This window comes from Mesorhizobium sp. B2-7-2, assembly GCF_006440775.1.
Taxonomy (GTDB): domain Bacteria; phylum Pseudomonadota; class Alphaproteobacteria; order Rhizobiales; family Rhizobiaceae; genus Mesorhizobium.
In genome coordinates, this window is the sequence record NZ_VFTZ01000023.1 from 23,865 (window position 1) to 37,397 (window position 13,533).

General features: G+C 63.1%; 13 protein-coding genes. 7 read left to right on the top strand and 6 right to left on the bottom strand.

Translation table 11 applies throughout. The features are described from left to right. Positions 1 to 396: 396 nt before the first annotated feature. From FJ425_RS25225 to FJ425_RS25240, 4 genes are all read left to right on the top strand, one after another. A complete protein-coding gene (locus FJ425_RS25225; RefSeq protein ID WP_140630815.1) occupies positions 397 to 1,275 on the top strand; it encodes an ABC transporter permease in 879 nt (292 codons plus the stop codon). After that, complete coding sequence (locus tag FJ425_RS25230) at positions 1,272 to 2,426, top strand: ABC transporter permease (RefSeq protein WP_140630818.1); 1,155 nt, start codon at positions 1,272 to 1,274, stop codon at positions 2,424 to 2,426. The genes FJ425_RS25225 and FJ425_RS25230 overlap by 4 nt, the downstream gene beginning before the upstream one ends. Before the next feature lie 39 nt (positions 2,427 to 2,465). Continuing rightward, entirely contained in the window at positions 2,466 to 3,437 is a 972-nt protein-coding gene (locus FJ425_RS25235; protein WP_140630820.1) for an ABC transporter substrate-binding protein, read from the top strand. 164 nt (positions 3,438 to 3,601) lie between these two features. Further along, on the top strand, positions 3,602 to 4,039 hold the full coding sequence (locus FJ425_RS25240; protein ID WP_140726772.1) for a CHRD domain-containing protein: 438 nt from the start codon (positions 3,602 to 3,604) through the stop codon (positions 4,037 to 4,039). A 232-nt stretch (positions 4,040 to 4,271) separates the two neighbouring features. Here FJ425_RS25240 and FJ425_RS25245 read toward each other — a convergent pair whose 3' ends face one another. The 3 genes from FJ425_RS25245 to FJ425_RS25255 form a co-directional block, all read right to left on the bottom strand. Next, entirely contained in the window at positions 4,272 to 5,921 is a 1,650-nt protein-coding gene (locus tag FJ425_RS25245) for a thiamine pyrophosphate-binding protein (protein WP_140630822.1), read from the bottom strand. Continuing rightward, positions 5,918 to 7,093 (bottom strand): CaiB/BaiF CoA-transferase family protein, encoded by a 1,176-nt coding sequence (locus FJ425_RS25250; protein ID WP_140726775.1) that lies wholly within the window; start codon positions 7,091 to 7,093, stop codon positions 5,918 to 5,920. Before FJ425_RS25250 ends, FJ425_RS25245 begins: the two co-directional genes overlap by 4 nt. Positions 7,094 to 7,173: 80 nt before the next feature. Further along, the gene (locus FJ425_RS25255) at positions 7,174 to 8,106 is read right to left on the bottom strand and encodes an alpha/beta hydrolase (RefSeq protein WP_140726778.1); all 933 of its coding nucleotides are present in this window, start codon (positions 8,104 to 8,106) and stop codon (positions 7,174 to 7,176) included. Between the two features lie 193 nt (positions 8,107 to 8,299). Between FJ425_RS25255 and FJ425_RS25260 the strand changes: the two genes are divergently transcribed. Beyond that, a complete protein-coding gene (locus FJ425_RS25260; protein ID WP_140726781.1) occupies positions 8,300 to 9,310 on the top strand; it encodes a ribonuclease in 1,011 nt (336 codons plus the stop codon). Between the two features lie 44 nt (positions 9,311 to 9,354). On the opposite strand, the gene FJ425_RS25265 is transcribed toward FJ425_RS25260, so the two are convergent. Continuing rightward, positions 9,355 to 9,540: a hypothetical protein gene (locus FJ425_RS25265; RefSeq protein WP_140545735.1), complete on the bottom strand. Its 186-nt coding sequence runs from the start codon at positions 9,538 to 9,540 to the stop codon at positions 9,355 to 9,357. A gap of 32 nt (positions 9,541 to 9,572) precedes the next feature. Between FJ425_RS25265 and ettA the strand changes: the two genes are divergently transcribed. Next, the gene (ettA, locus tag FJ425_RS25270; protein WP_140545734.1) at positions 9,573 to 11,222 is read left to right on the top strand and encodes an energy-dependent translational throttle protein EttA; all 1,650 of its coding nucleotides are present in this window, start codon (positions 9,573 to 9,575) and stop codon (positions 11,220 to 11,222) included. 114 nt (positions 11,223 to 11,336) lie between these two features. Here the strand turns inward: ettA and FJ425_RS25275 are convergent, their stop codons facing one another. Both FJ425_RS25275 and FJ425_RS25280 read right to left on the bottom strand, forming a co-directional pair. After that, entirely contained in the window at positions 11,337 to 11,954 is a 618-nt protein-coding gene (locus tag FJ425_RS25275) for a BglII/BstYI family type II restriction endonuclease (protein WP_140726784.1), read from the bottom strand. Further along, on the bottom strand, positions 11,951 to 12,595 hold the full coding sequence (locus FJ425_RS25280; RefSeq protein ID WP_246678000.1) for an MT-A70 family methyltransferase: 645 nt from the start codon (positions 12,593 to 12,595) through the stop codon (positions 11,951 to 11,953). Before FJ425_RS25280 ends, FJ425_RS25275 begins: the two co-directional genes overlap by 4 nt. Before the next feature lie 150 nt (positions 12,596 to 12,745). Between FJ425_RS25280 and tam the strand changes: the two genes are divergently transcribed. Continuing rightward, positions 12,746 to 13,519, top strand: coding sequence for a trans-aconitate 2-methyltransferase (gene tam / locus FJ425_RS25285; protein WP_140726787.1), 774 nt, complete (start codon positions 12,746 to 12,748; stop codon positions 13,517 to 13,519). Positions 13,520 to 13,533 lie beyond the last annotated feature (14 nt).

Below are 13,533 nucleotides of genomic sequence, written 5' to 3' on the forward strand. Positions count from 1 at the left end.
GGGGGCGTCTACTCGCGCCTTCGTCATCCTAGGGCGGAGCAGGCGCGCCACCCCGCGTGTTAAGGAAGCCGGCCATCGCGATTTCGTCATCCTAGGGCGTAGCGACGCGAAGCGGAGCGCAGACCCTAGGATCCATTCCGTGACGCTGGTCGAAGGGCGTAAGCCGCTCAGAATACCGGACGAGCAGAGCGCGGCGCAGGGAGCTGTATTCTGGAACGTTGCGGAGCTCAGAAGTAACGGAATGGATCCTAGGGTCTGCGCCGCGTCGCTTTGCTCCTTGCTCCGCCCTAGGATGACGAAAAATACCAGCGCCGCAGCACTCCAGTCGAACGTGCCCGGCCTTCGCTTCGCTCCGGCCGCCCTCTCCCCGATGGGGAGAGGAGGAGAGCCGCGCTGATGGACACCTTCCGCTCCAAGATCGTCCCCGTCACCAGCATCCTCGCCGGCGTGGTCGTGCTCTGGTACGTCTTCGCCGTCATCCTCAACGCGCCGTTCCAGCGCGATCTCGACCGCCGTGCCAATGAGACGCCGGGTATCGTCGACTTCATCGGCAAGACGCTGGCGCAGCCGAAGCCGACGCTGCCGGCACCGCACCAGGTGGCGGTGAATTTCTTCGAAAATACCTTCCTGCGGTCCGTCACCTCGAACCGCAGCCTGGTCTACAACGCCTGGGTGACGCTGTCCTCGACGCTGCTCGGCTTCGCCTTCGGCACCGCTCTCGGCATCCTTATCGCGGTGGGTATCGTGCATGTGGCGACGCTCGACCGCAGCTTGATGCCGTGGATCATTGCTTCGCAGACCATTCCGATCCTCGCGGTCGCGCCGATGATCATCGTGGTGCTGGCGGCGATCGGCATCACCGGCCTGATTCCCAAGGCGCTGATCTCGACCTATCTGTCGTTCTTCCCGGTCGCCGTCGGCATGGTGAAGGGCCTGCGCTCGCCCGAGCTCATGCATCTCGACCTGATGCATACCTACAATGCCAGCGCCTCGCAGACCTTCTGGAAGCTGAGGGTGCCAGCCTCGGTGCCGTTCCTGTTCACCTCGATGAAGGTTGCGGTGGCGGCAAGCCTCGTCGGCGCCATCGTCGGCGAATTGCCGACAGGCGCGGTCGCCGGCATCGGCGCGAAGCTGCTGGCGGGTGCCTATTACAGCCAGACCATCGATATCTGGTCGGCGCTGGTCGCTGGTTCCGTGGTCGCGGCGCTGCTGGTGATGGTAGTGGGTATCGCCGGACGCCTGGTCGACCGCGCGATGGGCGGGAGGCCGGCATGAACTGGTTGAAGCCATCCTGGCAAGCAGTGCTGGCAATCCTGCTTTGTCTCATCGTTTTTGCGCTTGGCGCAATGACGAAGCCGGAGGCAGCCGCGCTGGCGGAGCCGGCCGCAACGCTGGCCTATCCCTATATGGGCGCGAAGGGGCTGATCATCGGGCTGGTGCTCATTGCGGCACTGGTCTCGACCTTAAGGCTGACGCCGGTCGTTGAGGCCATCGCGCTCTTCGTCGGCGCACATGCCGCAGCCTGGCTCTTGATCAAGGGCATAGCCGGTTTCGAAGGCACGGCGCTGGCGCCATATTTCCTGCTGCTTGCCGCTGCCTGGCTGCTTGCCTGGCGCTGCGTTGCCTTGCTCTCGTCGCTGCGTCTAAACGAGAGCGTCGCAAGGAACGCGCTGCGTCTGATCATCCCGGCGATCTTCGGCGCCTGGATCCTGATCATCTGGGAGGCGGTGACGCGCGGCGCCGGGATCCCCTTCATTCTTTTGCCGCCGCCCAGCGTCATCGGCGCGCGCTTCGCCAACTCGCTGCCGATCCTGGGGTCGGATGTGCGGCAGACGATCTTCAAGGCGGTGCTGATCGGCTATGTCGTCGGCAATCTCGCCGGCTTCGCCGTCGCTATCCTGGCCGACCGCGTGCCGTTCCTGCGGCGCGGCCTGCTGCCGATCGGCAATATGGTTTCGGCGCTGCCGATCATCGGCGTGGCGCCCATCATGGTCATGTGGTTCGGCTTCGACTGGCCGTCCAAGGCCGCGGTCGTCATCATCATGACCTTCTTCCCGATGCTGGTGAACACGGTCGCGGGGCTTGCCGCATCCGGGCATATGGAGCGCGACCTGATGCGCACTTATGCATCGGCCTATTGGCCGACCTTGCTCAAGCTAAGGCTGCCGGCGGCCATGCCGTTCATCTTCAACGCGCTGAAGATCAACTCGACGCTGGCGCTGATCGGCGCCATCGTCGCGGAGTTCTTCGGAACGCCGGTGGTCGGCATGGGATTTCGCATCTCGACGGAAGTCGGGCGGATGAACATCGACATGGTGTGGGCCGAAATCGCAGTTGCAGCACTGGCGGGTTCGGTCTTTTATGGCGTGGTCGCTCTCATCGAGAGAGCCGTCACGTTTTGGCATCCCTCTGTCCGAGGTGGATAGGGGCGGTGGGTTTGGGTGCTAACTTCAGAGGGTAAAAACATGAAAAGACTGCTGATTTCTGCTCTGGCCGGCGCCATGTCGCTGGCCGCCTTCCAGGCGATGGCCGCCGACAAGGTGACATTGCAATTGAAATGGGTCACGCAGGCCCAGTTTGCCGGCTACTATGTCGCCAAGGCCAAAGGTTTCTATGACGCCGAAGGCCTCGACGTCGACATCAAGCCGGGCGGCCCGGACATCGCGCCCGAGCAGGTGATCGCCGGCGGCGGTGCCGACGTCATCGTCGACTGGATGGGCGGAGCGCTCGCGGCCCGCGACAAGGGCGTGGGGCTCGTCAACATCGCCCAGCCGTTCAAGAAGGCGGGCATGGAACTGGTCTGCCCCAAGGACGGACCGATCAAGACGGAAGCCGACTTCAAGGGCCATACGCTCGGCGTCTGGTTCTTCGGCAACGAATATCCGTTCTACGCCTGGATGAACAAGATCGGCCTCAAGACCGATGGCGGCCCGGACGGCGTGACCGTGCTCAAGCAGAGTTTTGACGTGCAGCCGCTGATCCAGAAGCAGGCCGACTGCATCTCGGTGATGACCTATAACGAATATGGTCAGGTGCTGGACGCCGGCTACAAGCCGGAAGACCTGGTCGTGTTCAATTATTCCGCCATGGGCAACGACCTTCTGGAGGACGGGCTCTACACGCTCGAGGACAAGCTCAAGGACCCGGCCTTCGAGGACAAGATGGTGCGCTTCGTGCGCGCCTCGATGAAGGGCTGGAAATACGCCACGGAGAACACCGACGAGGCGGCCGGGATCGTCGTGGACGCCGGCGGCCAGGACGAGAACCACCAGAAGTTCATGATGAAGGAAGTGGCCAAGCTGGTCGACAATGCCGACGGCAAGCTGATCCCGGCCGCTTATGAGCGCACCGCCAAGGCGCTGCTCGACCAGAAGATCATCAGCAAGGAAGCCAGCGGCGCCTACACGACCGCGATCACCGACAAGGCGATCAAGTAAGCTCCGCTCTCAGCGCGGGTGGAAAGGGGCGGGCGACCGCCCCTTTTTGCTGGTTGAGGTAAAATAATTGTGCGCACAGGGATACATCCGGCCGTCCAGCCGTTGATTGGTGCATCCGCGCGCCGGGGAGCCGCGAAGGATGCTGCAATCAACGGAGGTTCTTCATGCGCATCCTATCCCTGCCGATGCTTTCGGCCTTGGCCGTTTCGACCGCCTTCCTTCTTGCATCGCCGGCCATGGCCGAGATGGTGAAGTACAAGGCGACGCTCGACGGCAGTCAGCAGAGCCCGCCCGTCACCACCAAGGGCAAGGGAACCGCCACACTCACCTTCGACACCACAAGCAAGAAACTCAGCTGGAACGTCAAATATTCCGGCCTCAGCGGGCCTGCCGTGGCCGGCCACATCCACGGTCCGGCGGACATGGGGGCGAATGCGGACCCGGTCATCCCGTTCAAGAAGCTGAAGAGCCCGATCAAGGGATCGGAGACATTGACCGACGCGCAGGCGGCCGACCTCGAGGCAGGCAAGTATTACGTCAACATCCACACCGCCAAGAACAAGGACGGTGAAATCCGCGGCCAGATCGAGAAGGCGATGTAGGGTTCGGAAGGGTTGCGGTCACTTTGGAAGCCGGCGGGACAGCGCCCCCCTCTGTCCTGCCGGACATCTCCCCCACAAGGGGGTAGATCAGATAGTCACGCCGGCTTTCGCCAATCACCAGCGTTGCAGGAATGGCGAGGCGATGGAACTGGTAATCTCCCCCCTCGTGGGGGAGATGGCCGGCAGGCCAGAGGGGGGCGCGAAGGAACTCGGCCTATCCCTTCACCGGCGCTCAGCTCTTGTCGCGGATCTGCGTCAGCGTGCGGGTCGGGGTAATCGCTTCGGGATCGAGCTTGATTTCGACGATGGCCGGCTTGCCGCTGGCGCGCGCGCGTTCGAAGGCCGGCGCGAAGTCGGCGGTTTTTTCCACCGTCTCGCCATGGCCGCCATAGGCGCGGGCCAGCGCCGCGAAGTCCGGGTTCTTGAGGGTTGTGGCGACGACGCGGCTTGGATATTCCCGCTCCTGATGCATGCGGATCGTGCCGTAAATGCCATTGTTGACGACGATCACGACGATCGGCAGGTCATACTGGACAGCCGTCGCGAACTCCTGGCCGTTCATCAGGAAGCAGCCGTCGCCGGCGAAAGCGACCACGGTGCGATCCGGGAACAGCGACTTGGCGGCGACCGCGGCCGGCGTGCCGTAGCCCATCGAGCCGGAGGTGGGCGCCGCCTGTGTGCCGAAGCGGCGCGAGCGGTAGAAGCGATGCACCCAGGTGGCGTAGTTGCCGGCGCCGTTGGTGAGGATGGCATTCTCCGGCAGGACCTTTCCGAGATAGTCCATGATCGGGCCCATCTGGACGGCGCCCGGGCCGGTCTGGGGCGGCGTCGACCATTCGAGATAGGCGGCGTGCGCCTTTTCCGCCTCGCCCGCCCAGGCGGGCTTGGCCATTGGCTTGCGCTTGGCGAAGGTCTCGACGAAGGCGGCGGGCGAAGCATTGATGGCCAGCGTCGGCCGGTAGACGCGACCGAGCTCGCCGGCATCGGCATGAACATGCACCAGCGCCTGATCGGGGTAGGGGCTCTTCAGCAGCGTGTAGTCGGAAGACGGCATCTCGCCCAGGCGGCCGCCGATCAAAAGCACCACGTCGGCCTGCTTGATCCGCTCCGCCAGCTTCGGATTGATGCCGATGCCGACATCGCCGGCATAATTCGGATGCAGATGGTCGAACAGCATCTGCCGCCGGAAGGAGCAGCCGACCGGCAGCGACCAGGTCTCGGCGATCTGGCGCATATGCGCCACCGCTTCCTCGTTCCAGCGCGTGCCGCCGAGGATGACGAACGGCCGCCTGGCGTTGGCGAGCAACATCTCCAGCGCGTCGAGCTCGGCTTCGCCCGGGCGCGTCTCGACCGGCGTGTGCGGCAGCGCTTCCGGAGCCTCGACCTCGCTGGTCAGCATGTCTTCCGGCAGCGAGATGACCACCGGGCCGGGGCGGCCGGAGGTCGCGACGGCGAAGGCGCGGGTGACGAATTCCGGAATGCGCGCAGCGTCGTCGATCTCGACCACCCATTTGGCGATGTCGCCGAAGAAGCGCTTGTAGTCGACCTCCTGGAAGGCCTCGCGCTCCTTGGCGTGGCTGGCGACCTGGCCGATGAAGAGGATCATCGGCACCGAATCCTGCATGGCGATATGGACGCCGGCCGAAGCGTTGGTGGCGCCGGGGCCGCGGGTGACGAAGCAGATGCCGGGCTTGCCGGTCAGCCGACCCTGGCAATCGGCCATCATCGCAGCACCGCCTTCCTGGCGGCAGACGATGGTGCGGATCGAAGAGTCATGCAGCGCGTCGAGCACCGCGAGATAGGATTCGCCCGGGACGCAGAAGATGCGGTCGGTGCCGTTCGCTTCGAGCGCCTCGACGATCAGTTGTCCGCCGGTTTTCATTTTGCTGCTCTCTCCAGTTCGGCAAGGATTTCTTGCGTGTGCTCGCCAAGGCGCGGCGAGGGGCGCTCATAGACGAGCGGCGTGCCCGACATCACCATCGGCGCGCGCACCGAAGGCAGGCGATTGCCGTGGCCGTCGTCAAGATCGAGCCGCATGCCGCGCGCGATGGTCTGTGGGTCGTCGAACATCTGGCCAATGGTGTTGATCGGGCTTGCCGGCACGCCTGCCGCCTCGAGCTTCGCCAACAGCGGATCGCGATCCCAGGTGCTCAGCGCCTCGATAATCGTCTCGCGCAGTTTTGAGCGGTTGGCGACGCGGGCGGGGTTGGTGGCGAAATCCGGATTGGCGGGCAGATCGGCCAGCCCGACCGCCGCGCAGAACTTGCCGAACTGGCCGTCATTTCCGACCGCCACGATGATGTGGCCGTCCCTGACCGGCAGCACCTCGTACGGGGCGATGTTCATATGCGCATTGCCCATCTGCACCGGCGACTTGCCGGAGACGAGATAGTTGAGGTTCTGGTTGCCGAGCGCCGAGATCTGGCTGTCGTAGAGCGCCATGTCGATATGCTGGCCTTCGCCGGTCTTTTCGGCATGGCGAAGCGCCGCCTGGATGGCGATCACCGAATAGAGGCCGGTAAAGAGATCCGAGATGGCGACGCCGGCCTTCTGCGGCTCGCGGCCGGGCTCGCCGGTGATCGACATCATGCCGGCCATAGCCTGGATGATGAAATCGTAGCCGGCGCGCGGCGCGTAGGGACCGTCCTGGCCAAAGCCGGTGATCGAGCAATAGACGAGGCGCGGATTGATCGCCTTCAGGCTTTCGTAGTCGAGGCCGTATTTCTTCAGGCCGCCGAGCTTGAAGTTCTCGATCAGCACGTCGGCGGTGGCGACCAGCTTGCGCAGCGTCTCGGCACCCTCCGGTTTGGAGAAGTCGACGGCAATGGAACGCTTGCCGCGATTGCAGGAATGGTAATAGGCGGCCGAAAGGTTCTCGCCGTCATGGCTCATGACGAAGGGCGGACCCCATTTGCGGGTGTCGTCACCGCCATCGGGGCTCTCGACCTTGATGACATCGGCGCCGAGATCGGCGAGCAACTGCCCCGCCCAGGGGCCGGCCAGGATGCGGGCGAGCTCGATAACGCGGATGTCTTTCAGCGGAGGTTCGGCCATGGATCACCGTGGTTAAACAAAGCGCAGCCTCTAGCAACCCGCACCGGCCGTGTCACGACCCATACGATGGGCCACGCCGCTCAGGACTTCAGCACGCTGTCGGCCCAGGCGGCAAAATCGTTCATGACGGTGTCGCGGTTGATCTCGTTCAGGCTTTCATGGCGGGTTTGCGGGTAAACCTTTGAAACCAGATTCGAAAAGCCCATTGCCTGCATGCGCGTTGCCAGGTGATGGACCGCCTTGCCGTAGTCCGACGCAGGGTCCTTCTCGCCGCCGATGAGATTGAAAGGAAGGTCGCGGCGGACGCCGGTGAAGCTGGAATCCTTGCCGGCGTGAAGCGCCATTTCGACCACATCGCGCCACATCGAGACCGACGCATCCCAGCCGCAGAGCGGGTCCGCGATATATTTGTCGACCTCGACCGGGTCGCGCGACAGCCAGTCGAACAGGGTCCGGTGATTGGGCACCGCCTTGCCCCAAGCCTGGAAGGTGAGCTTGGGCAGAAGCCGCGACGGCACGTCGGAGCCGAGCCGCATCCGCTCCCAGCCTAGAATGCCAAGCGCCAGTTGCCCGAGCCGGCCTTGCGAGAAATTGCCGTTCCAGATCGCGGCGGCATGGATGCGCCCGGAATGGCGCAGGACAAAGTTCAGCGCCACCGAGGCGCCCAGCGAATGTCCAAAGGCGATCACCGGCAAGCCGGGATGCTCGGCCGCGACCAGGTCGTGAACGGCGTCGACATCGGCGATCACCTTGGCGATGCCGTCGCTGTCGGCGAATTTGCCGAGCGGCGCGTCGGGCGCCTTCGTCGCGCCATGGCCGCGATGATCATGGGCATAGATGTGGAATCCGCGCCCGCTCAGGAAATCGGCAAAGCGTGCGTAACGCGCAGCATGCTCGGCCAGGCCATGGTTGATCTGGACCACGGCGCGTGGCTTCGCCTCGGCGTGTTTCACATAGAGGTTGAGGTCGGCCCCGGTCGGTGAGGCCAGCCTGGTCTTTCTGTCGAATGCCATGTGTCGCTCCCTCGGCGACTGTTGGGCGAGCGTTCTGCCGGCGTCAAGAGGATGAACGCGCTTGCGAACACGCCGACGGAAGCGCTCAGCTGGGGATTGTTTTTTCGAGCGGCGAAAAAGATCGCAATTCTGACACGTCGGCTGTTCTAGTGTGACGTATCCAATACAGTTCAATGATCGCCGGGAGAGCGGGATGCGGGTTTGGGCATTGTGGGGTTCGATGGTGCTGGCTCTGGCCGGTGCCGGCGTGGCGCATGCCGACGTGAAGATGAGCGGCACGTTCGTCGCCGACAGCGCCTGCCCGGCGACGCAGGCCATCAAGAGCGGCAAGAACCCCGGTGATATCTCGACCGAAGCCGGCAAGAGCTACGACCTTCTTGCCGGCAACAAGGACGAGCCCACGCACTACCTTATCCAGGTGCCGGGCGCCGACCCGGAGCGGCGCTGGGTGAAGATCAGCTGCGGCCACGTCACCGGCGGCAGTGCTGCGACCACGCCGGCGCCTGCCGGTCAGGGCAAACCGTCGCCGTCAGCCTCCGGAAAACCCGAATATGTCTTTGCGCTGAGCTGGCAGCCGGCTTTCTGCGAGACCAAGGGGAGCAAGCCCGAATGCAAGGCACAGAGCCCCGGCGAGTTCGATGCCTCGCACTTCACGCTGCATGGGCTGTGGCCGCAGCCGAACGGCAATTTCTATTGCCAGGTCTCGGCGAACGACAAGGCCAATGACAATCCGGCGCATTGGGGAGACCTGCCGCCGGTCGATCTCGACGCAAAGACGCGTGCCGAGCTCGACCAGGTGATGCCAGGCACGGCGTCCAGGCTCGAGCGCCACGAATGGATCAAGCACGGCACCTGCTACGGCAAGAACCAGCAGGACTATTTCTCAGATGCGCTGAACCTGATGCGGGCGGTGAACGCCTCGGCGGTGCGCGATCTGTTCAACAAGAACATCGGCAAGCAGCTGACGTCGGATGCGATCCGCGGCGCCTTCAACCAGGCTTTCGGTCCCGGCGCCGGGGATCGCGTGCGCGTGTCCTGCCTTGTCGACCCGTCGAGCGGCCGGCGTATGATCGGCGAGATCACGCTCGGCCTGTCCGGTCCGATCGGCCCGGACAGCAAGCTCGCCGATCTCCTGATGGCGTCGGCACCGACAGCCAAGGCCGGCTGCCCGAAGGGCACGGTCGACGCGATCGGTTTTCAGTAGGCGGCAATTCCTTAGTCAGGCCGTCTTTTGTCGGCCCGACCCTGTCAGGTCGACCTCGGGGCCGCCTGCAGGATGATCGGCTCGCTGCCGAGCTCGCCGATCACGCGGTCGCGGCCGCTCGACGGGCGGAATAGGGAGCGCAACCCGGCGAATCCGCGCGGATTGGCCATCTCGCGCCGAAAGCGATTGCCGTTCGGCGCTTCATCGCCTACATAGCGCGCAACCCCCATTCACCTTGACACTCCATCCAGGGAAAGCGCGCGTGGCTCGCCAGTTCATTTATCACATGTCCGGCCTGTCGAAGGCCTATGGCACCAAGAAGGTGCTCGATAACGTTCACCTGTCCTTCTATCCGGACGCCAAGATTGGCATCCTCGGCCCCAACGGCTCGGGCAAGTCGACGATCCTGCGCATCATGGCCGGGCTCGACAAGGAGTTCCAGGGTGAAGCCTGGCTGGCCGAAGGCGCAACCGTCGGCTATCTCCCTCAGGAGCCGCAACTCGATCCAAACAAGACCGTGATGGAAAACGTCATGGAAGGCGTCGCCAGGAAGACGGCCATCATCGAGCGCTACAACGAGCTGATGATGAATTATTCCGACGAGACGGCTGACGAGTCGGCCAAGCTCCAGGACGAGATGGATCGCCTAAACCTGTGGGACCTCGAGCAGCAGGTCGAGATGGCGATGGACGCGCTGCAGTGCCCGCCAGGCGATTCCGAAGTGACGAACCTTTCAGGCGGCGAGCGCCGCCGCGTCGCGCTTTGCCAGCTTCTGTTGCGCCAGCCGGATCTGCTGCTGCTCGATGAACCGACCAACCATCTCGACGCCGAGACCACGGCGTGGCTGGAAAAGCATCTGCGCGACTATCCGGGCTCGGTGCTGATCATCACCCACGACCGCTACTTCCTCGACAACGTCACCGGCTGGATCCTCGAGCTCGATCGCGGCCGCGGCATCCCCTACGAGGGCAACTACACCAAATATCTCGATGCCAAGGCCAAGCGCCTGATCCAGGAAGGCCGCGAGGACGATGCCCGCCAGAAGTCGATCTGGCGCGAGCGCGAGTGGATCCAGTCTTCGCCCAAGGCGCGCCAGACCAAGTCCAAGGCGCGTATCAAGGCCTATGAGGAACTTGTCGAGCAGTCGCAGAACCGCAAGCCGACCGACACGCAGATCGTCATCCCGTCGAGCGAGCGCCTCGGCAACCTCGTCATCGAGGTCGAAGGCCTCAACAAGGGTTTCGGCGACGAGCTGCTGATCGAGAACCTGTCGTTCAAGCTGCCGCCGGGCGGCATCGTCGGCGTCATCGGCCCGAACGGCGCCGGCAAGACGACGCTGTTCAAGATGATCACCGGCCAGGAAACGCCGGATGCCGGCTCGATCCGCAAGGGCGAGACGGTGCGGCTCGGCTATGTCGACCAGAGCCGCGACGCGCTCGAGCCGAACAAGACCGTGTGGGAAGAGATTTCCGGCGGCGCCGAGGTCATCAAGCTCGGCAAGCACGAGGTCAACAGCCGTGCCTATTGCTCGTCGTTCAATTTCCGCGGCGGCGACCAGCAGCAGAAGGTCGGCAACCTGTCGGGCGGCCAGCGAAACCGCGTCCACCTGGCCAAGATGCTGAAGGGCGGCGGCAACGTGCTTCTGCTCGACGAACCGACCAACGACCTCGACACCGAAACGCTGAGCGCGCTGGAAGACGCGCTGGAAGCCTATGCCGGTTGCGCCGTCATCATCAGCCACGACCGCATGTTCCTCGACCGCATGGCCACCCACATGCTCGCCTTCGAAGGTGACGCGCATGTCGAATGGTTCGAAGGCAATTTCGAGGAATATGAAAAGGACAAGCTGCGCCGCCTGGGCGCCGAAGCGGCAGCTCCGCACCGCATGACGCACAAGCGGCTGACGCGGTAAGAAACTCGGCGCTTGAACGGAGCGACCAAGCACGTGGCGCTTTTGAGCATCTATGTAGAGACAACAGTAGCTGTCATCTGTCAGCAGGCGTAGAACACGTTGGGGGCGACACCGTTAGGTGTTGCTCCCTTCTCGATCATCAACATACATCCTCGGCGTCATCGCGAACACCAGTACTGGACATCCACCAGCGCCGCCGCCGAGGATCCGCGGCTCCAGTTTGTCGAAATGTGTGGTGGACGAGCCGTAGGTGCCCTGCGCTTTGGCGAAATCGGCGTACCCCTGCCTCATCCAGTGCATTAGTTCGGTCGATCGCGTGACTACCACCCCGACATCGACAACCCGAAGCTCATAGAGCAGTCGAAAATTGTTCAGATCACGATCGTAAAATGGATCCTTATTATTCCACTCTACCTCAAGTGCGATCTTTCCCTTGAAACAATCGACCTTGTGCGTTGGGCTTTCGCTCTCGATCCCGTCGACAACTATCTTTGTTTCGAATTTTTTCTCGACCCAGCCGCGCGCATAAAGCTGAGAATCGAACGAAGTGGCCGTTGTTGTCTTATTGCCGCCCTTTGTTGCCAATTCTGAGTGCAGCAAGCGAGCCGCGCTTAGTACTTCGATAATGTCCGACCACTCGCTGGCGTGGCTGTACTGCAAGATTGTCCGAGCATTGCGCCAATCATAGCAATCCCAACCTGGCAACAGGTCGACTTTTGGCAGTTTGCTCACTCTGCCGCGTCCGCCGCCGAGTTGTAGGCATATGTCTTCCAAGTCGGCTTGTAGTCCTCGTCCGCTTGGTTGCCCCAATAGGTCCACTTCGGCCTGGTGCCGCGGGCAAAAAGCTCAAGATACGGTCCTTTCGAGCAGCTCTCAATCAATTCGTACTGCTCGTCGGGTTTCCGTGAATGCTCGCGCTTGCGCGATGAGAGATAATTGACCTGGCTGCGTCCAGGGGCTTCCGTGCGCGCGTTTTTTCCGCGCACGCCGAACAGCAATAGCTCCGTCACGTTGCGGAAGTAGAAGCCGACACCACGACCGTCGGAGCCGCCATCTTTGCGCACCTTGTGCCAAACGATGTTCGATTTGTATTCGAATCCCCAACTGCGCATGACTGCTAGGCCATCCGGCAAAAGCGCGTTGGGGACCCAAAGATAGAGGTGCGCAGGTTGCAAAGTCAGCTCTGCCACGGGAAGGGCGCATATGTCGTCGGTTGTCATTGTCTCGTAGCGAGACAACCGACGATGCTCAGGAGCAACTTTTCCAGTGCGGTTTGTGAAACGCCATGGCGGATCGGCCAGCACGGTGTGAAAGCGCTTGCCGGCTGTCCTTTTTGCCAAATCGATGGCTGCATTCATCGCTTCGGCGTTCACCGTGGCCCCCTGGGAAATGCTATAGAACAAAAGAGGAACTTTTCCCTTCTGTCAAGACTGACACGATTCGTGTCGATATGTCTGGCACATTGTGCAGTTTTCGACATATGTGTTTCCGCCGATGTGCGGAGGCAACGAAGAGGGTTCAACATGTCCAAGACGGACTGGTCCGCCGCCCAATATCTCAAATTCGAGGATGAGCGCACGCGGCCCGCGCGGGACCTGGTGGCGCAGGTGCCGGTCGATTTTCCGCGTCGCGTCGTCGATATCGGCTGCGGTCCGGGCAACTCGACTGCGCTTCTGGTCGAGCGCTGGCCGGATGCTCAGGTGAGCGGCTTCGACACCTCGCCGGACATGATCGAGAAGGCGCGGGCGCGGCTGCCGAATGTCAATTTCGAGCTGGCGGATGCCGCCGGATGGCAGCCCGAGCATGCCGTCGACGTCATCTTCGCCAACGCCGTCTTCCAATGGCTGCCGGAGCATCCGGCGGTGTTCCAGCGACTGATGGGGCTTCTGGCACCGGGCGGCGCGCTGGCCGTCCAGATGCCGGACAATCTCGGCGAGCCGTCGCACAGACTGATGCGCGATACGGCGGCCGAGATGCCGTTCTCAGCGAAGCTCGAGGGCGCGGCGCGCGGACCGCTGCCGCCGGTGTCCTTCTACTACGATCTGTTGTCGCCGCTCGCCGACCGGCTCGACATCTGGCACACCATCTACAACCATCCGCTCGCCGATGCCGAGGCGATTGTCGAATGGGTCAAGGCGACCGGCCTGAAGCCTTTCCTCGATCCGCTCGACGCGGACGAGAAGAAGGTGTTTCTCTCCAGCTACACCGCCAAGATCGCCAAGGCCTACCCAAAGACGGCGAACGGCAAGGTGCTGCTGCGCTTCCCGCGCATCTTCATCGTCGCCAAGCGAGCTTGAGCATCCACCACCTG